Annotated in this window: 23 protein-coding genes; 18 read left to right on the top strand and 5 right to left on the bottom strand. The window is 68.9% G+C overall.

Translation table 11 applies throughout. The annotated features are described in order from the left end of the window. The first annotated feature begins 329 nt into the window (after positions 1 to 329). The 6 genes from WME73_RS36320 to WME73_RS36295 all read left to right on the top strand — a co-directional run bounded on the left by WME73_RS36320 (position 330) and on the right by WME73_RS36295 (position 9961). The gene (locus WME73_RS36320; RefSeq protein WP_437912517.1) at positions 330 to 1583 is read left to right on the top strand and encodes a hypothetical protein; all 1254 of its coding nucleotides are present in this window, start codon (positions 330 to 332) and stop codon (positions 1581 to 1583) included. A gap of 275 nt (positions 1584 to 1858) precedes the next feature. Continuing rightward, a complete protein-coding gene (locus WME73_RS36315; RefSeq protein WP_437912516.1) occupies positions 1859 to 2026 on the top strand; it encodes a hypothetical protein in 168 nt (55 codons plus the stop codon). A gap of 206 nt (positions 2027 to 2232) precedes the next feature. After that, positions 2233 to 4674, top strand: coding sequence for a family 43 glycosylhydrolase (locus tag WME73_RS36310; RefSeq protein WP_437912515.1), 2442 nt, complete (start codon positions 2233 to 2235; stop codon positions 4672 to 4674). 905 nt (positions 4675 to 5579) lie between these two features. Then, positions 5580 to 6887, top strand: a complete 1308-nt coding sequence (locus tag WME73_RS36305; protein WP_437740935.1) for an ABC transporter substrate-binding protein — start codon at positions 5580 to 5582, stop codon at positions 6885 to 6887. 74 nt (positions 6888 to 6961) lie between these two features. Beyond that, complete coding sequence (locus tag WME73_RS36300) at positions 6962 to 8092, top strand: substrate-binding domain-containing protein (protein WP_437912514.1); 1131 nt, start codon at positions 6962 to 6964, stop codon at positions 8090 to 8092. 360 nt (positions 8093 to 8452) lie between these two features. Beyond that, a complete protein-coding gene (locus tag WME73_RS36295) occupies positions 8453 to 9961 on the top strand; it encodes a hypothetical protein (protein ID WP_437912513.1) in 1509 nt (502 codons plus the stop codon). Between the two features lie 333 nt (positions 9962 to 10294). Here the strand turns inward: WME73_RS36295 and WME73_RS36290 are convergent, their stop codons facing one another. Continuing rightward, the gene (locus WME73_RS36290; RefSeq protein ID WP_437912512.1) at positions 10295 to 11059 is read right to left on the bottom strand and encodes a DUF899 domain-containing protein; all 765 of its coding nucleotides are present in this window, start codon (positions 11057 to 11059) and stop codon (positions 10295 to 10297) included. A gap of 303 nt (positions 11060 to 11362) precedes the next feature. After that, complete coding sequence (locus WME73_RS36285; RefSeq protein WP_437912511.1) at positions 11363 to 11527, bottom strand: hypothetical protein; 165 nt, start codon at positions 11525 to 11527, stop codon at positions 11363 to 11365. Between the two features lie 387 nt (positions 11528 to 11914). Here WME73_RS36285 and WME73_RS36280 point away from each other — a divergent pair, with 387 nt between their 5' ends. After that, on the top strand, positions 11915 to 12718 hold the full coding sequence (locus tag WME73_RS36280; protein ID WP_437740928.1) for a class I SAM-dependent methyltransferase: 804 nt from the start codon (positions 11915 to 11917) through the stop codon (positions 12716 to 12718). A gap of 6 nt (positions 12719 to 12724) precedes the next feature. Here the strand turns inward: WME73_RS36280 and WME73_RS36275 are convergent, their stop codons facing one another. Continuing rightward, entirely contained in the window at positions 12725 to 13048 is a 324-nt protein-coding gene (locus WME73_RS36275; protein WP_437912510.1) for a hypothetical protein, read from the bottom strand. Positions 13049 to 13157: 109 nt separating this feature from the next. On the opposite strand from WME73_RS36275, the gene WME73_RS36270 reads away from it, so the two are divergent. The 3 genes from WME73_RS36270 (at position 13158) to WME73_RS36260 (ending at position 14279) form a co-directional block, all read left to right on the top strand. Continuing rightward, positions 13158 to 13286, top strand: a complete 129-nt coding sequence (locus WME73_RS36270; RefSeq protein ID WP_437740926.1) for a hypothetical protein — start codon at positions 13158 to 13160, stop codon at positions 13284 to 13286. A gap of 24 nt (positions 13287 to 13310) precedes the next feature. Further along, positions 13311 to 13829, top strand: a complete 519-nt coding sequence (locus tag WME73_RS36265) for a DUF3291 domain-containing protein (protein ID WP_437912509.1) — start codon at positions 13311 to 13313, stop codon at positions 13827 to 13829. Positions 13830 to 14102: 273 nt separating this feature from the next. Next, positions 14103 to 14279: a hypothetical protein gene (locus WME73_RS36260; protein WP_437740924.1), complete on the top strand. Its 177-nt coding sequence runs from the start codon at positions 14103 to 14105 to the stop codon at positions 14277 to 14279. 208 nt (positions 14280 to 14487) lie between these two features. Here WME73_RS36260 and WME73_RS36255 read toward each other — a convergent pair whose 3' ends face one another. Further along, on the bottom strand, positions 14488 to 14907 hold the full coding sequence (locus WME73_RS36255) for a peptidase inhibitor family I36 protein (protein WP_437740923.1): 420 nt from the start codon (positions 14905 to 14907) through the stop codon (positions 14488 to 14490). A gap of 904 nt (positions 14908 to 15811) precedes the next feature. On the opposite strand from WME73_RS36255, the gene WME73_RS36250 reads away from it, so the two are divergent. Next, positions 15812 to 16270 (top strand): hypothetical protein, encoded by a 459-nt coding sequence (locus tag WME73_RS36250; RefSeq protein WP_437912508.1) that lies wholly within the window; start codon positions 15812 to 15814, stop codon positions 16268 to 16270. A gap of 278 nt (positions 16271 to 16548) precedes the next feature. Then, the gene (locus WME73_RS36245) at positions 16549 to 16851 is read left to right on the top strand and encodes a hypothetical protein (RefSeq protein ID WP_437912507.1); all 303 of its coding nucleotides are present in this window, start codon (positions 16549 to 16551) and stop codon (positions 16849 to 16851) included. Between the two features lie 121 nt (positions 16852 to 16972). Here the strand turns inward: WME73_RS36245 and WME73_RS36240 are convergent, their stop codons facing one another. Further along, on the bottom strand, positions 16973 to 17908 hold the full coding sequence (locus WME73_RS36240; RefSeq protein WP_437912506.1) for a cupin domain-containing protein: 936 nt from the start codon (positions 17906 to 17908) through the stop codon (positions 16973 to 16975). Positions 17909 to 17923: 15 nt separating this feature from the next. Between WME73_RS36240 and WME73_RS36235 the strand changes: the two genes are divergently transcribed. The 6 genes from WME73_RS36235 to WME73_RS36210 all read left to right on the top strand — a co-directional run bounded on the left by WME73_RS36235 (position 17924) and on the right by WME73_RS36210 (position 24743). Continuing rightward, on the top strand, positions 17924 to 18433 hold the full coding sequence (locus WME73_RS36235; protein ID WP_437740918.1) for a DUF4267 domain-containing protein: 510 nt from the start codon (positions 17924 to 17926) through the stop codon (positions 18431 to 18433). 35 nt (positions 18434 to 18468) lie between these two features. Continuing rightward, on the top strand, positions 18469 to 18723 hold the full coding sequence (locus WME73_RS36230; RefSeq protein WP_437912505.1) for a DUF2871 family protein: 255 nt from the start codon (positions 18469 to 18471) through the stop codon (positions 18721 to 18723). 504 nt (positions 18724 to 19227) lie between these two features. Further along, positions 19228 to 19578 carry a hypothetical protein gene (locus tag WME73_RS36225; protein WP_437912504.1) on the top strand — a complete coding sequence of 117 codons (351 nt, stop codon included), beginning with the start codon at positions 19228 to 19230 and terminating at the stop codon, positions 19576 to 19578. A 76-nt stretch (positions 19579 to 19654) separates the two neighbouring features. Then, positions 19655 to 20230 carry a hypothetical protein gene (locus WME73_RS36220; RefSeq protein ID WP_437740915.1) on the top strand — a complete coding sequence of 192 codons (576 nt, stop codon included), beginning with the start codon at positions 19655 to 19657 and terminating at the stop codon, positions 20228 to 20230. Positions 20231 to 20459: 229 nt separating this feature from the next. Then, positions 20460 to 21164 (top strand): superoxide dismutase family protein, encoded by a 705-nt coding sequence (locus tag WME73_RS36215; protein ID WP_437912503.1) that lies wholly within the window; start codon positions 20460 to 20462, stop codon positions 21162 to 21164. 948 nt (positions 21165 to 22112) lie between these two features. Beyond that, the gene (locus tag WME73_RS36210; protein WP_437912502.1) at positions 22113 to 24743 is read left to right on the top strand and encodes a transglutaminase-like domain-containing protein; all 2631 of its coding nucleotides are present in this window, start codon (positions 22113 to 22115) and stop codon (positions 24741 to 24743) included. Positions 24744 to 24886 lie beyond the last annotated feature (143 nt).

Here is a 24886-nt window from a genome sequence, read left to right as displayed (position 1 = left end):
CGAGCGCCAGCCCGCATTGGTGGCCCGCGCGGTTCTGCTTTTCGTGATCCGGCCGGCTCGTCCTAGCCTCTTGCCGAAGATCCGGCCGCGCGGCACCGAAGACCTCGTCGCAGGGGCGTGCGCTCGGCGCTCGCTGGAACAGCTCGGTGACGATGCCGACGAACGGCAGCCGCGGCGTCAACGTGTTGACGACCGCTGGGGTTGACAGAATGGCACGGAATAGCCAGTCACGCCCGGGCTTTTCATAGCCGATGACAGACAGCAAGGCGCGACTCCGGAGGAGGCTGAAGCATCTGGGCGTTGGGCTCGCGGCTACGGCCGCGCTTTTCGTGCTCTTCCGGGCCGGCGCATCGGCCTGGGGGCAATCCCGGCTCCGCGATTACGTGGATGCCACCGAGGCCGAGTGGGACGCAGAGCGCGCGCAGATCCGCGAGCGCGCGCGGGCCGCCCGCGCAGGCGCCGGGGGCGAGGACTGCGGGGCGAGCTATGCGAGAATACCGATGATCCCGCTGAGCCCCCTTTCCCAGATGTTGGAGCAAGCGATCGAGGCTGGGCCCAGCGCGCCGCTCTCCCCCGAGCTCCTCGCCGTTCTCGAGCGGCAGCGCCCGGCGCTGGACGCCTTCCGGCAGGCGGCGCGGTGCTCTCACGTCGAGCTGGCGAAAGACGAGCCGGTGGGCGATCTCGCGCTGGTGTGGCCGGCGCTGAGGGCGAGCCGACTGGCCTTGATCGAGGGGCACGCGCTCGCGGCCAGGGGAGACGCTCGCGGCGCCCTTGATCGCTATCTCACCGTGGCCAGGGTCAGCGCGGACATGTCCGCTGGGTCGCACACCGCTGTCGTGATCAGCGCGTTCGCCGCCACGCCCGCGTACCGCGGCATCGCCGCGCTGGTCGCCGGCGCGCCGCGGCTCGCCCCCGCGGAGCTCGCCGAGCTGGACCAGGCGCTCGCGGAGCGAGGGCGCCACCTGCCTCTGCTCTCCGACGCTATCCGGAAGGAGCGCTTGGACCTCCGGAAGACGGCCGTGGGCCTGAGCGAGGGGGGCACTTCCGCCGAGGAGATCCCTTTTCGCGTGACGTCCACCAGCGTTCTCGCGCTCACCCTGGTGCTCCCGGCGGACGCCGTGTTCGGCGAGGGCATCCCCCAGCTCGACGCACGGCTGCGGCGCGCGGAGCAGATCGCGTTCGATGCGCAGCGCGATCCGTCTCAGATAGGACGATTCCAGGAGCTCGCGATCGACTCCCTCGCCGCCGAGGCCACCCCGTTCGGCACGTTCCGTGACCCTGAGTTTCTCCAGGACCTGGCGCGGCGGGATTGCGCCCTGCGAGCGTCGCATCTCCTCGCGCGCGCGGCCGTCGAGGCGGAGCGGGCGTATACGGACGGCGGCTACCCCGAGGCGCTCCCGGCCCTCGCGCAAGACCCTTGTGGGACAGGACCTCTCGTATACAGAAAGAGCCCGGACGGCGGTGGTTACAGCCTGTTCAGCGTCGGCAAGGATGGCAAGGCAGGCGGTCCGCGCGCCGAAAACGGCAGGATCAGCGACGGCGACGATCTCGTCGTCACCCGGCGAGGAGAGGGCATCCGGTAGCGGGCGATCAGACGGCGGAGCGCTAGCCTGGATTTCCACCGAGATAGTTCGCCCAACCGCGCAGCATGAGGCCGTCCCGCCGGCTCGGTTCCGGAGGACGCGGTTTCACGCGGAACGGCGTGATCCAGGCAAGCGGTGGCATCAAGGGCGCCATGAGGGAAAAAGGGTGCGCTATGGGCGAATTTCGCGTCCGTCAGCTTCTCCCCCTCGGGGGAGTTCGTCGTGATGCTGCACGCCTTCCCGCGGCCGGGCACGGTGACGGATGAGCCGCGACGATGAGCGCCGTCCCGACCCCGCGCACGTCGACCCGGAGGCCGCTCTACGGCTGGCTCATCGCCGAGGCCCTCTCGCTCACCGGCACCCGCATCTCGCTGATCCGGCTCGTGGAGACCGTCGGGCGTGGAGGGGGTGGAGCACTGGCCAGGTGGCAGCGGCTTCGATAACCACTTATCGAGCAGAGGCCGCTCCGCCGCACCGGCCAGCCGGACGACCTCGCGCCCGTCGCGAGGGAAATTGACACCCGTCGTGTGAGCGTTCACAGTGGGCCCGCGCTCGTCCTTTCGATCGGAAGACTGCACGGGTCGTCATGCGCACCCGCCAGAGATCCTTGTAGCCGGGATTGGCGGCCAGAACGACTCAGGACATGACCATGAGAAACCACAGTGCTTGCATCACGGCGATGATCCTGATCGGGTCCCTGCCCATGTCCTGCGGAGGGGACGAGCAGGTAGCGCCCGTGGAATATCCCCTGACCATCGAGGCGAAGGGGGACGGGACGACTGAGCCTCCGCCTGGAACCTACCTGCGCAGGGCCGGCACAGTGGTGACCGTGACCGCCAGACCCGCGCCGAGCGCCGACTTCACGGGATGGAGCGGAGCGGCGAGCGAGGCGGACGACGTCGTGGAGATCACGGTGGACGGGAACAAGACCGTGACCGCCGCCTTCGAGACAGCGACCTGGTCGAACGAGCCCCAGTCCACCTACCTCAACCCGATCCTGCCCGGCGATCACCCGGACATGAACATCTATATCGAGGGAGACGATTTCTACATCACCGGCTCCAGCTTCAACATCTCACCCAACGTCGAGATCCTGCACTCGCGGGACCTCATCCGCTGGGAGCGCGTGTCGCGCGTCGTCGATCCGGCGTGGTCCGGCCTGGAGACCTCTACCTCGGCGGGGGGCGGGACGTGGGGCGGCTTCATCGTCAAGACCGACGCCGGCTACCGGGTCTACTTCGCCGTCAACTTCAACCAGTACTTCGCGGAGGCCGAGAGCCTGGCAGGGCCCTGGGGAGAGCCCGTCCACGTGGAGCCTGTGGGCCCCTACACGCCGCCTGGAGAGGACCCGGAGCTCGTGTCGTTCGACCGCGGGACCGGCTACGACGACTCGGTGTTCGTCGATGACGACGGGACCACATACCTGGTCGTGAAGGCCGGGCAGTGCAAATGGAACGGAGCGACGGGCGGCGAGGAGAACAACTTCGGCGTCAACCTCCTCCAGAAGATCGATCTCGAGACAGGGCAGCTCAGCGGCGAGTCCATCGATCTAAGCTTCGTCAACTGGGACGTGGAGAACGGGGGGTGCGGTGATCCCGCGGCCGACCCTGACAACGCGGTCGAAGAAAACTGGGCCGAGGGGCCCACGATGACGAAGCGCAACGGCTTCTACTATTACTTCGATTCGACCCACACGGGGTGCGGCGGCGAGCAGTACGGGTGGCGCTCGGCCACGCTGAGCAGCAATCCCGACGACTGGACGCCGCTGGGCAGCGTCCTCACGGGCGAGGCCCCGTTCAGCGGCGCGCAGCACAGCTCCGCGCCGTTCCAGATCGCCGACGGGACGTGGTGGGTCTTCTCCCACTCGTACGAGTGCGACAACAACTGGCGTGGCCTGGGACGGCAGGGGTTGCTCAGCCAGGTGACGTGGATCGACGACGAGAGCGGCGCCGGGGTCCCGGTCGTGAACGGCCGTCTTGGCGAGCCGGCGCCGGCTCCGGCGCTGCCGCCCAGCGACATCCCGTTCCTGCTGCCCGTCAACGACGAGTTCACCGGGGACGAGCTCGCGCCGGCCTGGACTTTTTACGGCAACATGCCGTCCGATCGCTACTCGGTCACCGATCGCGCCGGGTGGCTCCGGCTCAAGCCGGCAGCGGACGAGACGCGGTGGGTGGTCCAGAAGGACGCGTTGCACCAGAAGGCGATGATCGTGAGGATGGACTTCGCCCCCGAGGCGGAGGGCGACGCGGCTGGCGTTCGCCTGGGCAACGCCGTCCCGGAGCAGGATCTCACGGCGTTTGGGACCTGGGCCAAAGCCATCAGCCAGGAGGTGTCGGTGGCGCGCGTCCGGGCGGACGGCGACGACCGGATCCGCTTCTCGTTCCGGTCGGTCGTCCCTGTCCTGAACGCCGACGAGAGCGCCTATGAATCGGTGGACGCGACAGAGATCGGCTTCGATGCCCCGGCGCCGGCCGAGCGCACCCTCTGGCTGAAGCTGGTGCACGGCAAGGACCACGAGGCCACCGGCTGGTTCAGCACGGACCGTCTGACCTGGACCCAGGTGGGCGAGCCGATCGATATAAGCGCGCTCGAGGACTACGACACGGTCAACACAGGCTGGGTCGGCAGCCAGGCCGGCGTCTTTGCCAGGAGCGCGAGCGCTGACTTCGACCTGTTCACGTACCGCGACGGCTTCACCGCGATCGCGGCCGCGGAGCCGGACCAGGAGTCCGGCACCGAGGTTGTGTCGAGCCAGTCGGCAGGGCCGGTGCTGGGCGGCCTGGAGGACGGCGACTGGGCCATGTACGGCAGCGTCGATCTGGGCAGCGGCGGCGTGGCGTCGGTCGAGATCGAGCTGCAGGCCTCCAGCGCGAAGGGCGGCGCCGTCGAGGTATGGCTCGACCCGCTGGCGGGCGGCCGCCGCGTCGCGACCTGCGATGTCCCCGCCACCGGCGGCTGGGAGATCTGGACGACCGTGACATGCAAGGTGAGCGCCGCCGGCTCCCACGAGGTCTACCTGAGGGCAAAGGGCGGCTCTGGTGAGCTGCTGCGCCTCGCGTCGCTCCGCTTCGTGCCTGGGAAGAACGGATGAGCTCAGCGTAATGTAGACAAGATACCACAGCCGAGTGAAGTCGTTGGATCTGTCGGTTTTTGTAGGCGGATCAGTGGATCGTACTCTTGTACATGATGTCGACTGCCGGTCGTTGAACGAAGCCGCCTTCGGCGGCAGCTTCCTTCGCCCACGTCGACCGGGTAGGCTGCCGTAGCTGGCCGCGCGTAGGCGGTGATGCCCAGCCGACACTCTTCCCATGCCGGCGGGGAGGGGGCACTGGACGAGCCACGTGGCAGGTCCTTGGGTGTCGACGGCTTCCGCAAACCACGACGGGAATACTGCCGCGGATTTTTTGGTACCCGCCCGGGTGCCCCGCTTGAGGTCTGCCCGCAGATCCCGCTGCTTCAGCAACTTCCCCGTATTTAAGAGCAAGGCGCATGCCGGTACTGGACCGGGCCTGGCTGCCCGGGCGGCGCGCGACGTGAGGATGGGCGTGCTGCCGCTGCTGGGCGAGGTGTGGATCTAGCTCCGTGGCTGGTCCACCGCATCTGCGGCGCGCCGGGTCGGTGAGCCGGGCGGGCAGGGCCGTCCGGCAGATCGCATCCGTATTTGGTGCTCACCTCGCCTGCCCGATACAGCGCTGCTCTCCCTCGACGCGCTCAGTGTCCCTCCGTCCTCGCGCATGCGCTCACCTCTCGGCCTGACAGCCGCGATCCACGGACAAACATCGCGATGCATGAGAACCGGCATTGGCCGGTGTGTTCTGTATTGCATCGATGGGTGAGTCTCCGCTCCAGGACTCGTCGCTTGCGCTCATGTGCCCTTGACAGAACGAAGCTCGATATGATGGCGTATCCCGCGGGGGACGAATGTACTTTCGGATGCTTGCCGCGCCGCATCGCCGCCGTCGAGCGGGCGTGTGCTCCGCGCCTCGCCGGCGGCGCATGCGCTGGCTGGAGACCGGGCTGGTCCTGGGGCTCGCGTCCCTCTTCTCCGCCTCATGCGCGCCGGAAGAACCCCATCACCCCGAGAATGCGATCGTCCTCGGGGCGCTCCTGCCCTTCTCCGGCAGCGAGTCGGCCATCGGCCGCAACCTCGAGCAAGCGATGTTGCTCGCGGTCCAGGATCTGAACGCCGCGGGGGGGCTCGACGGGAGACCGTTCCACCTCCGGAGCCGAGACAGCCACTCCAGCTCGGAGCGCGGGCTCGAGGAGCTGCTCAAGCTGCTCTACACGGATCAGGTCCGCTACCTGATCGGGCCGGAAGAGAACGGGCTCGCCCGCGAGATCGCGCGGGAGGTGAAGGCGCTCGACGTGTTCCACATGCTGCCGGGCTATGCCGCGCCCACCGTCGCGCGCAGCGACGCGATGGGAGGCTGGATGCGGCTCGCCCCCTCCTCGTTCGACGTCGGTTGCACGCTGGCGCGCATCGCCTTCGACGAGGGCATCGAGACCGTGAACAGCCTGGCCGCGGGGGACGACTACAACACCACCGTCAGCAGCGAGTTCACGACCCACTTCGCGGCGCTCGGGGGGAGGATCCTCCCCTCGGTGACGTTCACGTCAGGCCAGCAAACGTATACGAGCAAGATCGAGTCCGCCTTCGGCGCGAACGCCGGCCGGACGCTCCTGGCCTCGTATCCCAGCACCGGCTCGATCATCGTGACCGAATGGGCCGTCTCCGGGCGGCCGGGCACCTGGTTCCTCGGCCCTGCGCTGCGCACCGAGGTGCTCCTCGCCAACATCCCGACAGGCTCACTCGACGGATACGTCGGGGTCTCGCCGTCGCTCAGCGTGCGGAGCGAGTGCCGCACGATGGCCGAGGGCCAGCAGGTGGTCGGCTGCACGACCGAGAACGCCGCCGCCTTCATCGGGCACTTCTCCAGCTTCTGGGACGGCGAGGCGCCGCTGCCCGCGGCGCACTTCTATTACGACGGGGTCGTCCTCATCGCGATGGGCCTCGCGTACGCCCAGGCGAAGAGCGGGGCGATCCCGACCTCCGGACACGATCTGCACGAGATCATCCGCGAGCTCAACGACCCGGCCCACGAGGCGGCCTCGTGGCGCGACCTCCCGGCGGCGATGACCAAGCTTCGCGCGGGTATCCCGCTCCGCTACGTCGGCGCGGCCGCCGAGTACGAATTCGATGAGTACGGGGCGAACAGGCATTACTTCATGCAGCTGTGGACCGTCGACGGCGACGAATTTGTCGATCTCGCCCCAGTCGCCGTCAGCTGCTTCGGCGGGCGATGAGGCCGCCGCGCGATAGAGCTTCACGCGAGGTTGCTGCATACGATAGGACGAACCACGGAGCATAAGGGGGTATCATGAACAGGATTGGACGACGCTGGGTGGCGGCCTTCGGGCTCGCGCTGATGACGGCGGCATGCGGATCGGGCGACACCACCGGCGAGGGCGAGCACGCCTCGCCCATCAAGCGCGCGCCGACGCCCAACAGCGAGTTCACGGCGAAGGAGATCGAGGCGACGCTCGACGCGCTCGTCGCCGAGATCAACAAGGGCGCCATCGAGCCCATGCAGATGGCGATCCTGCTGAAGGCGCTCGGCGGGTTCTTCACGCCGATCACCACGGGGGCGAACCGAGCCATGGGCGAGCTCGGGGCCACGGGGAACGTGGTCGGGCCCGGCGGACAGGGGAGCGATCACCAGCAGAGGGCGGAGGCCCAGGGGGAGCAGATTCGACAGGCGGTGGTGGACGGCGCCGAAGGGATCGGTGTCTCGCCCTTCGGCGACGCCATCGCGGCCGGCATCGATGAGGCCGTCGCCGGCGGGGTTCCTGTGGTGACGCTCGACACCGACGCGAAGGACTCGAAGCGTTCCATCTATGTCGGAACCATCAGCGAGTCCGCCGGCGTCACGGCAGGAGAGACCCTGCTCGCGTTGCTGCCCCCGGCGCCGGGCACCGTGGTGATCCACGGCGCCGACGACCCGTCCTGGGTCGACGGGATGAATCGAATGCTGGGGGCTCGGCGCGTCCTCGAGGGCGCCGATTACACGGTCGTGGTGCGTCGGATCACCTGGTCCCCGGAGGGGGACGTCGCTGACGTCGAAGCGATGAAAGCCCAGATCGAGACCGCGGACCCGCCCGTCGTGGGGTTGCTCGGCCTGCACAACGTCTCGTACCGGTGCGCGATGGCCACGGAGGCCGCGGGCGCGACGAAGCTCCCCGTCGTCGCCTTCGACTTCGAGCCGAAGACCGTCGAGTACATGCGCCAGGGGCTCATCAAGGCGACTCACGCCCAGCGGCAGTATTATGCGGGGTACCTCGTGCCCTACATCCTCTACGGCATCAAGATCGTCGGTCTCGACGCGACCAAGGCGATGCTCGCCCCTCGGATGGTCGACGAGAGCCGGCTCAACGTCGGCCTCGACGTGGTTCCGTGGGACAAGATCGACGAGTACAACGCCTTCCTCGATTCGATCGGCGTGACTCAGTAGCGCGGTGCCGTAGCACGAGGAAGACCACGAGCCCTCTGCGCGCCACGTCGTCAAGGTCGACTGGCGCACGCTGCTCGCCGCGTTCACGGGGATCGACCTGTCCATCTGTCCTCGCTGCGGTCAGGCTGCGATGGCTCGCCGCCCGCTGCCGCCTTGCGCGCGACGGGTCCGGTTCGAGCGAACCCGGCGCAACTTGCGCAAGACCACCTCAACCTGATCCCGCGTTTGGCGGAAAAGCCTGGCTCATCCCGCTGGCACGCCGCTTGATATGCGGCCAGCGCGCGGCCGCGCGGCGGGCCCTTGGGGGTGCGCGCGCAGCCGCCTCGCCGGCACCGACCGGGCCGGCACGAAAGGACGCGTTTGCCTATGCAGACCTTCGGCAAATATCTCGCCCTCGCCCTCGGCGGCGCCGCGATCGTCGTCGCGTGCAGCGCTTCGCCCGACTCCGATCCGCCCGAATTCCTCGAGCCGTATAGCGCTGCAGCGAAATGCGAGGATTGCGAACCGCCGCCCCCCCCCGAGTGCACGCCCAGCTGTGCGGGCAAGGTGTGCGGGGCGTCCGACGGCTGCGGCTGGAAGTGCAGCACCGGCTCCTGCCCGGCGGGCACGACCTGCGGCGGCGGCGGCGTGGCCTACCAGTGCGGGTGCACGCCCCAGTGCTCGGGCAAGACGTGCGGGGCGCCCGACGGCTGCGGCGGCATCTGCACCGGCGGCTCGTGCCCGGCGGGCCAGGCGTGCGGCGCGTCGGGCGTGCCGGGCCAGTGCGCGACGCTGCCGGTTGGGCAGGGGGTCGAGTGCTTCGTGTTCAACGACGGCGCCACCGAGTTGGCCGGGCCGACGCAGGCGCTCTACTTCCAGCGTGACGGCAAGGTGTGCATGCCCGATGGCACCCCGGGCGGCACCTGCCGCAAGTGGTTCGGCAACTGCCGCACCACCGACCCGAGCCACACGCCGGTGCTCTTCTCGGTCTTCAACGACGGCAGGGCCGACATGACGAGCCCGTCGGGTGCGGTGTACCTGACGTCGAACCTCGAGGCGTGCATACCCGACGGCACCCCGACCGGCACCTGCCGCGAGTGGTTCGGCGCCGCAACGCTGCCCGACGGGCGCCCGATCGAGTGCCGTCTGTTCGAGGACGGCGGCGCGCAGAAGACCAAGGTCACGGACGACGACATGTTCATGAGCGGCCTCCCGAAGGTCTGCTTCGACAACGGCACCGGGTACACGTACGGCAAGTGCCGCAAGTGGTTCGGCGAGTGCATGGTGGCCGGCTGCGGCGACGGCGCGTGCAACAACGGCGAGACGCCGTCGAGCTGTCCGTCCGACTGCAAGTGCGGCGACGGGATCTGCAACGGCAACGAGTGGTGTGGCAACTGCGCGACCGACTGCGGCTCGTGCTGCGGCAACCACGCCTGCGAGCCTAGCCTCGGCGAGAGTTGCAGCACGTGCTCGACCGACTGCGGCTCGTGCTGCGGCAACGGCGTCTGTGACAACAACGAGACGTGCGACAGCTGCTCGAAAGACTGCGGCGCGTGCGCTCCGAAGACGTGCTCGGGGCAGACGGCCGGGTCGGGGGCGCAGCACTTTGCTGTGAACGTCGAAGAAGTCTACGCGGTGGGCGGCGCACAAGTCGTCGGCTGCCTGGTCGCGACCCCGGTGTACCTCGCCAACTCGCTGGGCGAGGCCGAGCTGTGCGGGCATAACGCCTACCCCGGCTACAACATCACCACGAGCGGCACGCCCGCGCAGTACGTCTACCACAGCGACCCGACCTACTGCACCGCCTACTATCCTTATGCGACGTCGTCGTCGAAGGCGGACTGGTGCGGGTGGGCGCATGGCTACCCGTACGAAGGCCCTTGCCCCTGAAGCGCCGGTAGGGCGCCCGCGCGGCGCCCTGCGGGCCGGCATCGTCGAGGGCGTCGGGGGAGCGGTGGTCGACCCCGGCGACCGCGAAATCCCGTGCTGACGCGCGACGCTGCGGGGGCCCCATCCACGGCAGGGGAGACCCTGCTCGCGATGCTGCCTCCGGCGCCGGGTACGGTGGTGATCCACGGCACCACCGATCCGACCTGGGCCGATGGCATTGCTCGAACTCAGGCTGCCGAGGGCGTGTTCACATGTCCAGCGGCAGTACTATACGGGGTACCTCGGGCCCTACATCGTCTAAACCAGGGGTACGATGTTCACCCGCGCCTTGGCTCAACGCTGGTCGTACTCGTCGTGGCGGCGGAACCAGATACCCGTCTCGTTGCGCCCTTTGGGTGCGCGGTCGAGCCACTGGTACATGCCCCAGAGACCGTCCAATCCGCGCGCATAGGCGGAATAGGTGTGGTAGAGGACGCCGTCCTTGAGAACGAACGCGCTCAGGCCCGGCCTGTCGAGCGAGTAGGTGGGCGCGTCGGTCCCGGTCATGGCCGCGGACTGGGCGACGGGCAGCGGGACCGGTGTCGCGTCCATCGCGTGGCCGGCGCGCTCGAAGTTGTATTCGACGGTCCCCTCGCGCTGTTGCTCCTCGGTGAACGCGACGTTGAAGTCGAAGTTGAAGCGGCCGTCGCCCGATGACGCCCAAGGGAACGTCCACCCCATCCGCTGCTTGTACGCCAAGAGCTTCGCGAGCGGCGCCCGCGACACCGCCGAAAGCGTGACGTCGTGGTTCGCCAGGTGGACGGCGATGCCGTTGAACCCGTCCGCGATCGCCGAGCAGGACACACAACCCGCCTTGTAGTCGGGCCCGAACATGAAATGGTAGACGATGAGCTGCGAGCGCCCTCGGAAGAGCTCTGCCAGCGAGGCGCCGCCTTCCTCGGTCTCGAATCGGTACTCCTTGTCGACCCGGACCCACGGCAGCTCCTGACGCCGCCGCGAAAGCTCGTCGCTGCGCCGCGTGAGCTCCTTCTCCGCCTCGAGCAGCTCGAGCCGCGCGGCCAGCCACTCTTCACGTGTCCCGGTGATGTGCGTCGTCATCGCTCTTCTCTCCCTTGGGTGTCCATCGTCGCTCGTACCGTTCTCGATACGACGTGCTGGTTTTTGGTCGTGAGAGATGTAGGACCGGGCATCGAGCCGCGGGAGTAACAAGTGTGTCGGGATTGCACGCGACGGCGGACACGGGCTGCGGCAGGCGCGGGAGAGCTTCGAGGCGAGCGCGGCAGAGGGCAGGGGCTACGTGGAGCTCAAGGGCGCGACGCACTTTCTCCACGGGCACCGTCAGGCGGCGGCGGGCCTGATCGCCTGACGTGATGGACCGTCGGCGTCGCCAGGCAGGGCATCTCACCTTTGAATGAGGTGTTTCAAATCGTCCTGGAGCGTCGCGTGGACGTGCGCGATCGTCTTGCCGCGGAGGCGCGCCTTCGTCGCCTCGAACGCCGGACGCGCGAGGCTCGAGAGCTTCGCCGCTTCCTCCTTGGCCCGCGCGAGCACCGCCTCGGGGGGCACCAACGCATCGATACGGCAACGCCCATGAGTTCCGGGAGACCGTGCGCCAGCGTGGTGTAGACAATACACCACAGCCGAGTGAACTCGTTGGATTTGTCGATTTTTGTAGGCGGATCAGTGAATCGTACTGGCTGTACGACGGCGGCCCGGCGCCCGGGAGGCCGAGCACGCGGCGCGCCCGCTCGACGTACACGTGGCCTCCGGGCGGACCGAACGCGACGAGCGCATACGCCAGATCGCCGACGTTCCTCCACCGGTGATCGAGCTACGCGCCTCCCCAGGGGTCCTCGACTCATCGGCGGGAGCTAAATTTTTCTTCGCGCCCCTCGGGCGGGCGGCCGAGCGCGGTCCTTGAAGCGCCGCGGCGGCGCCCCCATCATCGCGGCCGTGCGACGTGTACAGCTCGTGGAGCTCGAGGATCTCCCCTGGATGCCGGCCGCGATCCGCGACGGCGGCACCGACCTGCTCGACTTCGGCGTCGACCGCATGGGCTTCTACCGTGGCGTCGTGCCGAAGCTCGCCGCGCTCCTCGACCGGACGTCCCGCGCCGAGGTCGTCGACGTGTGCTCGGGCGGCGGCGGCGGCGCGCTCCAGGCGATCCGCGCCCTCCGCAGCGAGCGGCGCGTGGACGTCCGGTTCACCCTGACCGATCGGTACCCGAACGAGGCGGGCCGCGCGCGCGTGGCCGCGCTCGCCGACCCGAAGGTCGTCTACCGCGCGGAGCCGGTCGACGCTCTCGCGGTCCCGCCCGAGCTCGACGGCCTTCGCACGATGTGGGGCGCGCTGCACCACTTCCCGCCCGAGGCCGTGACGGCGCTCGTCGCCTCGATCGTCCGCGACGGCAAGCCCTTCGGCTTCTTCGACCTTGCGGCGTCGCCGATGTTGCGGCGGATGCCGGTCGTGTTCGCGCCGCTCGCGATGGGGTTCAACATGGCGGTGCTCTTCGCGGGCTCGCTCGCCGCGATGCCCTTCGTGCGCCCGCGGCGGGCGTCGCGCTTCGCGCTCACGTACGTCGCCCCGCTGATCCCGGCGCTCTTCGCGTGGGACGGCACGGTCTCCGCGCTGCGCGCCTACACGCCCGACGAGCTCCTCTCGATCGCGCGCTCGGTGCCCGGGAGCGACGGGTACGCGTGGGACGCGGGGGTCTCCGGATCGGCGCTCTACTTCACGGGATGCCGGCGGGGGGCGTGACGGGGCTCATTTTCCCGCCTTCATCTCGATGACCCTCGGGTTTTTCGGAGCATAACAAATCAGCTCCGGGTGCTCGTCCTTCATGTTCGCCTTCACGTGCGCAATCACGGCCTCGCCCTGCTCCTTGCTCTTCACCGTGACCCCGAGGCGCTGCCCGCCCTCGTAATACTCCACGAGGCCGATCTGGGCGACGGCGGGGAACGTGGAGAGCGCCTTCCGCGTCGTGGGGAACGTGAATTTCGCGTCGTTTTGCAGGGCCACGTCGTAGAGGTACACGAACGGGGTCTTGCAGTAGGTCTCCGCCTCTCCGGCGCTCCACTCGCGGAGCACGCGCCGAAGGTGGTTGCCGCGGACGGGAAGGCCGAGGGACGGCCAGCCTCGCCCACTGGCCGACCGCGGGTGGGCGGCGGTCGAGGCGGGGCGCGCCGCGCGCGCCGCGGTGAACAGGCGGCTCCGCGCGCTGCTCGGCGAGGAGCAGGTTGGCGCGCTGCTCGCGTCGCTCCAGCGCATCGCGGAGCGCACGGGAGGGCTCGAGCTCCTGTCCTCACGGCGACTCCGCCAGCCGTAGGCTCCGCGATGGTATACTCCCCGGATGCCGTCCCACCACCTCGCTCAGGTCAACATCGCCTTGCCGCTGGAGCCGCTCGACTCGGCGCGGCTGGCCGATTTCGTGTCGGCGCTCGCCCCGGTCAACGCGCTGGCCGACGCCGCGCCAGGGTTCGTGTGGCGGCTGCAGGGCTACGGCGGTGACGCCACCGGGGTGCGGGCGTTCGGCGACGACCAGATCCTCGTGAACATGTCGGTGTGGGAATCGGCAGAGGCCCTGTCCGACTTCGTCTTCCGCAATCCGGAGCACGCCGCCGTGATGCGCCGCCGCCGGGAATGGTTCGTCCCGATGAAGGAGGCGATCACGGCGCTGTGGTGGGTCCCGGCCGGGCACATCCCGACCGTCGCCGAGGCCGAGGAGCGGCTCGAGCACCTGCGCCGGCACGGCCCGACGCCCCGCGCGTTCACCTTCCGCCACCTATTCCCCGCGCCCGACGCGCCCGACGCGCCGGTCGCCGCCGTTCCCGCTCCCGTGGACGATTCGCCGCGCTGCCCTGCCGGCTGAGCCGCGGGTCGATTCCGATCCTCGTAAACCCCTCTTCCAGAAGCTGTCCTGTCATGACGCTGACCTCCGCGAGCCGCGCCTCGTGCGATGGCGACCTGGAGGCAATGGAGCCCCAGTCGGTCAGGCTGAGGGCGACGAGCTCCCGGAAATCGGGGTCATCGTCGATGATCAGCACGCGGTTTCGCAGCATGTTCCCTCCGCTAGCTAGCGTCGGAGTTCCAGCGAGAAGACCATGAGGTCATCGGGGCTCCGCTCGATCCAGAATCTCGCGCCGTGGAGCCGGGCGATCCCCTGGAGAAAGCGTTGGACGGCGGTCACCATCCGGCGGATGCGCGGCGCGATCGCGCGGTGCATGGCGAGGCCGAAGAGCGACGCCGCCGTGACGCCGCTGAGGCCGGCGGCCAGGAAGAAGAGGAGGATGAGCCGCCTGTTGCGCTCAGCGTGGTGTAGACAATATACCACAGCCGAGTGAACTCGTTGGATCTGTTGGTTTTTATAGGCGGATCAGCGGATCGTACTGTTGTACGTTATGTCGACTGCCGGTCGTTGGCGGGAAATTCTTGACAGGTCGGAATGGCTTTGCGCGGGCTATCCTCCGCCCCCCCGGGCGCGTCAGGCGATGGCCGCGATGCCCATCGCCTTTCGCCCGATCATGGCGTCAGAAGACGTAGACGCTCTTGGGGATGAACGGCAGCGGGCTCAGGCCGCTCTCCGCGTAGATGGGGTACGGGTAGCCGATGCAGTCCTCGTTCTGGAACATCGCGGCGCCGACGCCGTTGGTGTTGTAGGCAGAGTGTGCCCTTCCCTCCCAGCCGTGCTCCGGAAGGTTGACGCACGTGCCCACCTGCGGGTCCAGCGCCCGGACGTTGAAGATTTCCCCGCCGTAGTCCTCCTCCTCGAAGAGGCAGAGGACGCTGTCGAACGGGCAGGGAACGGGGTCCTCCTCCTGCGCCGAGGCTACCTCGGGAAGCAGCAGGCCTGCCCCCGCGAGGAGGCCGGCGCCCACCAGGGCACGCAAGCCCAGGGAGCGGGACGGAGTGAAACGACGGAGGTTCTGAACGTACTCGAGCCAGTGCATGTGTACTCCTCCTCCTGCCCACCCATGGGCAGGTACTGCGAGCCACCAAGCGCCCGAGGCCATTCACGCATTCCCGGCCTTCGGCTGTTGTTGACAGGATGTGACATGAAAAGCACGCGGGCTCGCATGTTCCTGGAAATATCTCGTCCTGACGGATGGCGGCCTCATCGACATGGAAGCCCTCGGCAAAGATTCACCATGTAGGCCAGCAGGGGTGGCGCGTGAACTTCTACAGGTTCATTGGCTTCACCGGCCGCACGAAGCCCCGCAGGGGGAAGGCATCATGGGAACGTGGGTGCGCCGGGATAAACCGGTACGGAGATGGGTTTGCAAAAGACCTACATCGAAGGCGTAGCGAGCCGCGATGGCCCCGAGTCATGCGCAGGCATCCGCGAGGAGGTCGGCGAAGCGTTGACAGGGATACGCGCAGACAGGGACATTGAGCCGCGAAATCACATCGATCGGGGTGCCGACGCTGTCCACGTAAGCGGAAGGCCACACGACCAGGAGCGCCAGCGCGAGCTTCTGGGCGACCCCGCGCGGTCGAAGACCCCGCGCATGTGCGGACTCTCCGTGCGCGAGAACCGGGAGGTCCCCTGGCCTCCGGCCCTCGATAGCGAGGCCGGACGCAAAGGGAAGGCCAAGGCCATAAGCCGACGATGAACGGCCAGGGGACGTCAGACAGGCCCGTAGTGTGCGCTGGGCAGCGCGCTGATCAGGAGGGTTCAAGTCCCTCCGGGTGACCCCAGGAGGACTCGCTACGTCTCCGGGTGGCACGGGGGAAAGCAACCCTATAAGCGCGAGCGACGTGGGAAGCGATGCGCGGCGAGTCGTCGGACGGACGGGTAGTACCACAAGCGCGGTGACAGCCGCGTGACCGAGAGATGGGAAGAAGGTCCACTCATTGATTGACAAGGTGTACAAACGGAAGATCCTTGAGATCGCCTGGAAACGCGTCAAAACGAACCGCGGAAGCGGAGGCGTTGACGGGGAGAGTGTTGATGCATTTGCCGAGCAGCTCGATGAGCGGCTCGACCAGCTTCATGCCGAACTCCGCACCAACACCTACCGCCCGAGGCCGGTAAACCAGACGCCTATCCCGAAGGCCGGTAAGCCGGACGAGCATCGCTTGTTGGGCATCCCGACGGTTTACGATCGGGTATGCCAGCAAGCGCTGCTTCAACGCTTGGAACCGATGATTGTTCGGGACGTCGTGCGTATCCAGAACCGACTCAACGTGCAGGCCGCGGTTGGCATCGAAGCGAACGACGACGAGGGGCGCGAACGCCTCTGCCGCTACTGCGCCCGGCCGAGCTTCGCCCTCGATCGCATCTCGCAATTTTCGGACGGGCGCATCGCGTAGCCTGCCGCGGAAAGCAAGGCGCTCCCGCCGACCGAGCGCCCGGCAGCTCCGGCTCGTCGGTCGGGAACGGCGGCAACTCCAGCACCGGGGGCGGCTCGTCGGTCGGGAATGGCGGTTCCGCCTCGACCGGGAGCGGCTCCGGGCCGGCGACGGCCGGCGCGATCGCGCTCTTCAGGAATCAGTTCCCCGAACCGTCGAACGAGTCCGGGAGCAGCTCCTCCGCCGGCGGCGGGCCGGGCACTTCTCCGAACGATCTCTTCATCATCTTCGGCGCCCCGGTGAGTTCCTGCGCGGATCCATCCGGGACCATCGGCTGCGGCAACTGGCAGTGGGGCATCAGCATTCCCCCTGCGCTGCAGGTGCCCGGCATCATTGATCTGAGCGCGCCGGAGGTGTTGTTCTCGTCCTACACTGTGAGCCGCCCTGACAGGGGCGACTGCTGGTGGGGCGAAGGCTCCTTCAGGTCCGGCACGATGGAGATCGTGAGCATCGACGCCGCGGAGGTCGTGGTCCGGCTGAGCGGCACCGATACCCACGACTTCGACGCCAACGGCGAATACACCGCAGCTCGATGCCCCTGACGTCCCTGGCTCCGTGACGGAGAAGAATCCTCTCGTCGAGGGTCTGGCGATTCCCAAGCGAACGAGACGTCCGCTTGTTTCGATCTACGTCACGAGCTGATCGACGTTCCTGCGCGGTGATTCAGCCGTGTGCGGCGCGCAGCTGCGCGCGGACAGCCGACGGCGTCGCCCCGGTCTCGCGCCGAAACGCGCGCTGAAACGCCTGCACCGTGGCGAACCCGACCGCGTGGGCGATCTGCTGGTTCGACAGCGTCGTCTCGCGGAGCAGGCGGCGCGCGTGCTCGGTGCGCAGCGTCGCTCGGTACGCCATGGGCGGCGCGCCCGTGGCCTCGAGGAACCGCCGGGCGAGCGTGGCGCGCGAGACGCCCACCGTTCGCGCCAGGGTGTCGACGTCCCACGCGCGCGCCGGGTCGTGCACGAGCTCGGCGATCGCGCGGGCGACGACGACGTCCTGCGTGGCGCCGAGCGCGGCGAGCTTCGCGGGCCCACGGTCGGCGAGCAGCCGCACGAGCTCGATGAGGATGAGCTCGAGCCAGCGACGGCGAGCCAGCCCCGCCCCCGGGCGCGTCTCGCGCAGCTCGCTCCGCAGGCGCGCCAGCGCGTCGGCAAACGAGGGCCGCGCCTCGATGGCCCGCGCGCCGGCGTGGATCACCGTCGGCAGGACCTGCAGCAAGGGGGCAAGCGCGTCGTGCTCGAACCGGAACACGCCGCACAGCGCGCGCGCCGTGGTGGCGCCGCGGCCGAGCACGCGCTCGCCGTCCTCCTCTCGCGAGACCTCGAGCCACCGGTCGAGGAGCACGGGCTTCGCCCTCGCGTCGCCGTGGTCGAGGCGGTGCCCCACGTTCGGTCGCACCAGCGCCACGTCGCCCTGGTAGAGCGAGACGGTCTGTCGCCCGGCGCGCAGCACGCAGCTCCCCTCGGTCACGTGGTGGAGCACCAGGATCGGACGCGCCGGAAGCTCGAGCGCCCAAGCCCCTCGCGCAGCGGTCCGGCAGACGAGCTCGGACGAGAGTTTTGCCAGGAAAAATCGGCTCGATAGCGGGTCATCCTGGTACATTGAGCGAGCCTAGCGATGATCCAGAACGCGCGCAACGTGAGCGTCTGGGGACATTCGTTGCGCGCGCCGGCCATCGCGGGCGCGTCCGCCGAGGGCTACATCCAGCCCATGAACAACGCCACCATCGCTTCCTCCGCCTCGTCCCTCCCGTCGCGCCGCCTCGGCGGCGCGGGCATCGCCACGCTGCTCACCGGCCTCACGCTGTGCTTCATCGGCGCGCGTTTCCTGGTTGTCCCCGGCACCGCGGCTGCGGCCTTCGGCGTGCCGCTCGCTGGCCTCGCCGCGTACGCTGTCGCCAAGGGAGCGCGCGACCTCTCCGTCGGCGCCTTGCTCATCGCCTTCACGCTCCTTGGCGAGCGGCGCGCCGCGGCGCTCGCGCTGCTCCTCGGCTCCGTGATCCCCGTCGTCGACGGAGCCATCGTGCTCGCGTGGCGCGGCGCTCACCCGGGCTACCTCGCGATCCACTGGGGCACCGCCGTGTTCTGCATCGCGCTCGGCGTGCTGCAGCTCCGCCGCCGTGCGTGACCCTACCAGGTGCTTGAAGGAGTCCCACCGGGGCGATGGTTGATCACATCACGTACTTCTTCTGGTTCTACAACGCGGGGGTCGCGATCACTGTGAGCATGATGGGCGTCCACGGCATCGCGACCGTGCTCGGCTACCACGTGCCGGAGGCCGTGCCGTGGACCGCGGGGGTGGGCCACATCCTGCTCACGGTCGGGCTCATCCTGCTGTTCGTCCTGCTCGGCAAGCGCCTCGCCGAGCCCGTGAAGCCGGGGAGCGCGGAGTCGGAGCCCGCGAAAACCTCGGCCTGAACCGTCGTTCTTGGGCCTTTTCGTGCCACGCGCATCCCCGAGCGCCAGCCCGCGCTGGTGGCCCGCGCCGTTCTGCCTTTCGTGATCCGGCCGGCTCGTCCTAGCCTCCCCGCTCCGGGACGTGTCGGGGATGCTGCGCTCGTTCGACTACGTCGGCGCCTCGGCGCTCCGGGACAACCGCGTCCGGCCGGAGGACGTCGCGGTGCTCAAGCCGTGGACCGACGCCTGGGTGGCCTGGGTCTCCGCGAGCTACCTCGCGGGCTACCTGGAGACGATCGCGCGCGCACAGGCCACCGCAGAGGCGCGGACCGACGAGACGGCGCCGTTCGTGCCCGCAAACGACGCCGACACGGTGCTCCTGCTCGACTTCTACATGCTCGAAAAGTGCATCTACGAGGTCAGCTACGAGCTCAACAACCGGCCCGACTGGCTGGACATTCCGCTGCGGTCGCCGCCTGCAATATCGGGGCGCTCGCCTGTCGGATCGGCGACGCGCCTGCTGCCGTGCGCTGGTTGTCGCTCTGCAAAGAGATCATGCGGCCGCCGAGCACGCCGGAGGAGCGCGACCTGTACGCGTCGCGGATCTTCGACCTGGCGCGCGCGCGCCAGCTCGTCGGCGAGCTCCGCATCGTCATCCCTGCCGGGGCTACCTGCGCCATCGACGGCGAGCAGGTCGCGGTCGAGCGCGACAAGCCCATTCCCGTCGACGCGGGGCGCCACGCCGTGGTGGCGACGCTGAACGGCGCCGCCGTCCGGGTCGAGGCCGCCGGCACGCTCGGGTTTGCGCTCTTCACACACCCGCGCGCCGAGATCACCGCGTCCACCACCGGCATGACGCTCCGCGGGGTGTGGTGATCCTGGTCCCCCGCTGAGCGCGCCGGCGCGCTGGACGAAGCGGGATGCGCCGTTATCCTCGAGGGCTGGTGGGGCGATGATCCGGCTGGAGCTCGCAGGCGCGCATACGCGATTGCACTCGACCTTGTGCGGCGCATGCCCGCAGGGGGCGACCGGCTGCTGCGCCAGCCCGCCGGGGGTCGAGTGGTCGGACATCGGGAGGATCGTGTCGCTCGGCGGCGCAGGCTGGCTCCTCGCTCAGATGACGGCAGGCAACCTGCGCCCCGGTCGGCGCGGCCTGCTCATCCTGCGCGTCGAGCCCCAGGGCAGCGACGGCCACGCGCTGCCGAAGAGGTGTGCTTTCCACGGTCCCGAGGGCTGCACCATCCCGCCGCAGCGGCGCGCGGCGACGTGCAATTACTATGTCTGCGACGACGCCTTCGCGCACGGGGGCGAGCCTCGCGGCGCCCCTGAAGCGCTGGCCGGCCGCAGGGCCCATGACGCGCTCGTGGACCTCTATGGGGGCTGGGATCTCGAGCTCGCCGATCGCATCCGTGCAGGCTGGCCAGACGGCCCTCCCTGGACCCAGGATTTTCTCGCCTGGCTCGGTCGAGAATACAATCGTCTCGCTGCCAGGGCAGCCTCCTCCACGCCGGCGCTGAGGGCTGGATAGCCCCGCCGCGCGCGCCGGAACGCTGAGACGGAGCAGCAGGATCACATTTTTCGATAATCGGTGCAATTCCGTTGCCGAATAGGTGCTCGATGCGAAATTTTTTGACGTAGCTGCTTGAACGCTCGCCGTGTTAGGACATCCTCGTGCCCTTGATGGCTTGGTGGCGTCCGGGGGGCAACTGCCTGCCCGCTCGGGTCGCGCCGAGAAAAGGAGACTTATGTCACGGTGGTTGAAGCTCTCATTGGTCGCCCTTGGCGCCAGCGCTCTCTTGGCCGCGTGCGGGGATGACGGCGACTCGCCCGCTGGTTCCACCAGCACGTCGAGCGGCGCGAGCACGTCGTCCACGACCGGCTCGGGCGGCGGTGATGGCGGGAACGGCGGCGGCGACGGCGGCGGCGGCGACGGCGGCGGCGGCGACGGCGGCGGCGGCGACGGCGGCGGCGGCGACGGCGGGAACGGCGAGGGCGGGAACGGCGACGGCGGGAACGGCGGCGGCGAGGGCGGGAACGGCGGCGGCGACGGCGGGAACGGCGGCGGCGCGTCCCTGCGGGCCGAGGCGGAGATCCAGGGGTTGAACTCGAGCGGCCTGACCGGGGCCGCGGCCTTCACGCAGGTCGGAGAGGAGGTGACGCTCACCATCACGCTGTCAGGCTGCCCTGCCGGCGAGCACTCTGCTCACATCCACGAGAACAAGAGCTGTGGCAGCAACGGTAATGATGCGGGCGCCCACTGGGTGCCCAACGGCGAAGGACTCGGCAGCTTCGCGTGCGATGCGAGGGGCCAGGGCACGCAGACGGTCAAGCGCGGGACCGGCGTCTGGACCGTCGGCGACGGCGCGGACACCGACGTGACGAAGTACGCGATCGTCGTGCACGCCGCGGCAGACCCGGCCGCGGGCGGCCGCATCGGCTGCGGCCTCATCGAGCTGGAGTAACCCTCCGCGGAGCTCGTCTATCCGGACCCGCCGGGGGGCGCATCGGCCCCCGGCCGGCGCGCTCTCCCTGGGCTCGGGGCCGCTCGCGCCGTCCGTACACACTCAGCGTGGGACTCGGCCGCGCCGGATAGGGCGCTCCAGACACGAAAACCGCCATGGCGCCACGCGCGCCAAGAGAACCGAGATGATCCTCTTCTTGGCGTCCATGGCGCCATGGCGGTTCAATCTCTCCTCGCAGGAGCACCGCGAACCAGAGCGCAGCGCGGGCTTCCCGGGGCTGTCTATCTGGAGGATGTGCTCGCGTGTCCGTGCGGTGGGCGCCGGCGGCTCGTCGCCGACATCGGTCAACGTGCGCAGCGCGAAGCCATCGTGGCGCTCCTGACCCATCTCGGCATCCCCACCGAGCGGCCGCCCATCGCCAGGGCCAGAGACCCGACGAGGCGGAGGCGCTCGTCGACGAGCTCGACGACGGGTCGCTCGAGGAAGCGGTGGCCGAGCTCCGCGTACTCACAGGCATGACGACCTGGGCTTCTGCGGCGGGTGGGTGCGCTCCGCGCCCCCGTCGTGCCGCCCCCGCGAATCGTGATGAGTGGCGTATCCGACGCCTACCCCGCCGCGTCGAGGAGACCGAGGCAGGAGCGTGAAGGCTCCACACCGGAGGACCGCGCGGGCGGGTCTCCACGCCTCCGAGCCCGCGAGAGCGCGGCGGACCGCACGCCAGCGCCGCGGCGCTCACGCCCTCGCGACGGCACGGTGACGAGATGCACCGGATGCATGACGGACATGCAGTTTTCGATTTGGAAAATGTATTTACAATGATCCACATGTCCGTCGAATCTACGCTGGGCGCCGCGTGCCCGCGGGCGAGCTGGCTCGCCGCGATGGGCATTTCAATCCGTACGCCCGCCCTCCGCGCGCGCTGGGCCCAGCATCTCCGAGAAAGGCAGTATGTTGGACAACAGCATCTCGTCGACGCACGTCACGTCTCGTCGCGCCCGGCGCGCCGCCCGCCACGGCGACGCGCTGGCCCTCTTGCTCCTCGGGGCTATCGGCCTGATCGTCGGGTGCTCCGACGACGAGCTCGCGCTCGAGGCCCCGGTCGAGACCTCCGCTCAGGAGCTCACAAGCATCCCCACTATCCCGGACGAAGCTCTCCAGAAGACCCTGGCGCCCCTCCGAGCGCTCGAGATCCCTGGCAGGGTCTACATGAAATCCGTCGAGGAGACGTTCTCCGGCTCGGGGACCTTCTCGCAGGTCGTTCACGTCTATCAACCAGACGCGAACGGAGAGAGGATCCGGTTCGAGCTCGCCGCGAAGACAGCGGCGGGACAGGTGGACACGAGCCACAGGTTCGAGTCCGCCAAGGTCACCTCGCGCCCGGGAGAGCCGGACCAGACCCAGCAAACGCTGTCGAACAGCAGCGGCCAGCAAGTGTACGAGCTCTCCAGCTCACGCCAGGGCTGGTATCGCTTCGAATTCACGTACGTCGCCCCGAACGCGGGCCGCACCCAGAGCTTCAAGGCCACGGACGTCTCCGGGAACTCCCTGAAGATCGTCTGGGTCGACCCCCCGAGCGCCGCCGTGCAGGTCCGCGCCAAGGTCGCCGTGGACAGCTCGGCGTCCCAGGTGTTCCTCAAGGGAGGCGCTTACCGGAACACCGATCCCAGCCAGTCCGCCTATGCCGACAACGTCAAGCTGAACGGCAACCTGCTCTATCGCCGCGGGTTCGATCAGGGCCGCTACAACTTCCCGCTGGGGCAGCTGAACGCAGCGGAGCACACGCTCGAGTTCTCGCTGGCCGCGAGCGGCTACAATCCTGCCAAGTTCTGGTTCGGCGTCAGCGAGAAGAGCTTCGCGCCGGCGGGCACCAAGACGAGCTGGGACCGGGTCCAGTTCCTCTACCACGGCGCGATGCGCACGGGCGACTATGACGCCTGGAGCGAGGGCGTGGCCTTCGCGCAGGGCGCCACCGTCGTGAACGGCGTCCGTCCTCCGCCCGTCCGCCGCGGCACGACGTTCGCGGTCGCCGTCGAGGACTCGAGCCTGAACGGCGCCACGCAGAACGCGACGCTGCGGGTCATCTCGAACGCCACGGGCGCCGAGGTGTCCTGGGCGAAGTCTCTGCCCGCCGAGGGCGACTACACGGGAGGCATCTTCACGAGCGGCGCGTTCTCCAGCCGGAGCCGCGAGCACTGGCGGATCACCGTGCCGAGCGACGCGCCCATCGGACGCTACCTTGTGCGCGCCTTCGCCCCATCGGGCACCCGGATCGGTCAGGACGTCGTGTTCTACGTGATCCACAACCCCTATCCGCTCGTCGCCAGCGGGGCCATCTCCAAGGCAGAGCTCGAGACGTATGGCTACGACGAGGACGAGGACGGCGTCAATCTGAACGGCGGGTACGGCACCGATCAGGACAACATCCGCGATCACTTCACGGTGCTCTACGAGTGGTCGCCGCCGTACGCCGTGTACCCGAAGCTCACCGCGGCGTTCCGCCGGACGACAGACGAGTCGAAGTTCTCGTTCCTGGATCACGCCGTGGCGGCAGCGCAGGGGACCACGAGCGAGTTCGAGACGATGCGCCGGCTGTATCGCCTCGTCACGCAGCGATACCGGTACAGTCAGGCGACCAACCAGGGCGATGTATCGTCCATCTTCCTGAGCGATGGCCTGGATCCCGCTGAATCGCTCCAGTACGGGAAGCCGGGCTCGCAGCTCAGCTGGGACGACGGGGTGATGGGCGCCCAGTGCTACGACTACGCTCCGGTCCTGGCGGCCATCGCCCGCAGCGCCGGTGTCCTTTCCCGGGTCGTGTCCAGCCAGGGCTTCCTCGGCGGCTGGGGGAACCATTTCTTCACGGAGGCGTACACCCCGGGCGTGCCCCATCACGGCGGCAAGCAGCAGAACAGCAGCTCGAGCCCGAACAGCGACACGAGTCCCTGGTACGTGTTCGATGCGACCAATCCGGATGCGTCCGGCAACACCCCGTATCAGTATCTCTGGGAGCGCTACTCGGAGGGGATCGCGCCGCAGGCGCAGTACGGCAAGGCGACGTTCGTGCTCTCGGGATACAAGCCTCTCGGCACGACGACCAACACCGTCACCTGGGATCCGCTGGGCCCCACGGACGATATAGGCGCGGACGACGTCCTGTCCCTGCAGGCCCAGTACGAATCCGGACCGGACTTCTGGCTGACGCAGAGCGGCGTCACGGGCTTCCTCGGGCGCGGCGAGAAGGACGTCTATCGCATCAGCAAGGCGACCACCGGGGCAAGGGCGGTCTCCGTCAGGACGGCGCCGGGCGGCGGGAACACCCTGCAGCCCGTGCTCTGCGTGGGGCCCTACGTCGATCCCAACGGCCCTCCCGTCGAGAGCGAGCCCGGCGTGGCGCCCAGGTGGGCCGCCTCCGTGCCGGTGCGTTGCGCGGATCGGGCGACGACCTATCCCCTTCCCGAGGGGGAGTCGTACGTGGTCGTCTTCCACGACCATGGTCAGCCGGATGACGCCTACCCCGACCAGAACGACAGGCTCAAGCTGGGAGACTCTGTCCAATACGTCCTGGATCTTCAGTACTGAACCTGCCGAGGCCCTCCCGTCGTGGCGGAGCGCCGCCCTCGTTCTTGGGCCTTTTCGTGCCCCGCGCATCCCCGAGCGCCAGCCCGCGTTGGTGGCCCGCGCGGTTTTGCTTTTCGTGATCCGGCCGGCTCGTCCTAGCCTCC

Origin of the sequence: Sorangium sp. So ce302 (genome assembly GCF_051530145.1) — a bacterium.
Lineage (GTDB): Bacteria > Myxococcota_A > Polyangia > Polyangiales > Polyangiaceae > Sorangium > Sorangium cellulosum_B.
The sequence above is the reverse complement of the archived record's forward strand: the minus strand, read 5'-3'. Positions and strand labels throughout refer to the sequence as shown.

Excerpts from the sequence above, each read along its gene's own strand:
- WME73_RS36240 (WP_437912506.1), bottom strand. The coding sequence starts at position 17,908 with ATGTACCAGGATGACCCGCTATCGAGCCGATTTTTCCTGGCAAAACTC.
- WME73_RS36305 (WP_437740935.1), top strand. The coding sequence starts at position 5,580 with ATGCGCTGGCTGGAGACCGGGCTGGTCCTGGGGCTCGCGTCCCTCTTC.
- WME73_RS36265 (WP_437912509.1), top strand. The coding sequence starts at position 13,311 with ATGCCGTCCCACCACCTCGCTCAGGTCAACATCGCCTTGCCGCTGGAG.
- WME73_RS36315 (WP_437912516.1), top strand. The coding sequence starts at position 1,859 with ATGAGCGCCGTCCCGACCCCGCGCACGTCGACCCGGAGGCCGCTCTAC.
- WME73_RS36230 (WP_437912505.1), top strand. The coding sequence starts at position 18,469 with ATGGTTGATCACATCACGTACTTCTTCTGGTTCTACAACGCGGGGGTC.
- WME73_RS36310 (WP_437912515.1), top strand. The coding sequence starts at position 2,233 with ATGAGAAACCACAGTGCTTGCATCACGGCGATGATCCTGATCGGGTCC.
- WME73_RS36220 (WP_437740915.1), top strand. The coding sequence starts at position 19,655 with ATGATCCGGCTGGAGCTCGCAGGCGCGCATACGCGATTGCACTCGACC.
- WME73_RS36255 (WP_437740923.1), bottom strand. The coding sequence starts at position 14,907 with ATGCACTGGCTCGAGTACGTTCAGAACCTCCGTCGTTTCACTCCGTCC.
- WME73_RS36290 (WP_437912512.1), bottom strand. The coding sequence starts at position 11,059 with ATGACGACGCACATCACCGGGACACGTGAAGAGTGGCTGGCCGCGCGG.
- WME73_RS36300 (WP_437912514.1), top strand. The coding sequence starts at position 6,962 with ATGAACAGGATTGGACGACGCTGGGTGGCGGCCTTCGGGCTCGCGCTG.
- WME73_RS36210 (WP_437912502.1), top strand. The coding sequence starts at position 22,113 with ATGTTGGACAACAGCATCTCGTCGACGCACGTCACGTCTCGTCGCGCC.
- WME73_RS36235 (WP_437740918.1), top strand. The coding sequence starts at position 17,924 with ATGATCCAGAACGCGCGCAACGTGAGCGTCTGGGGACATTCGTTGCGC.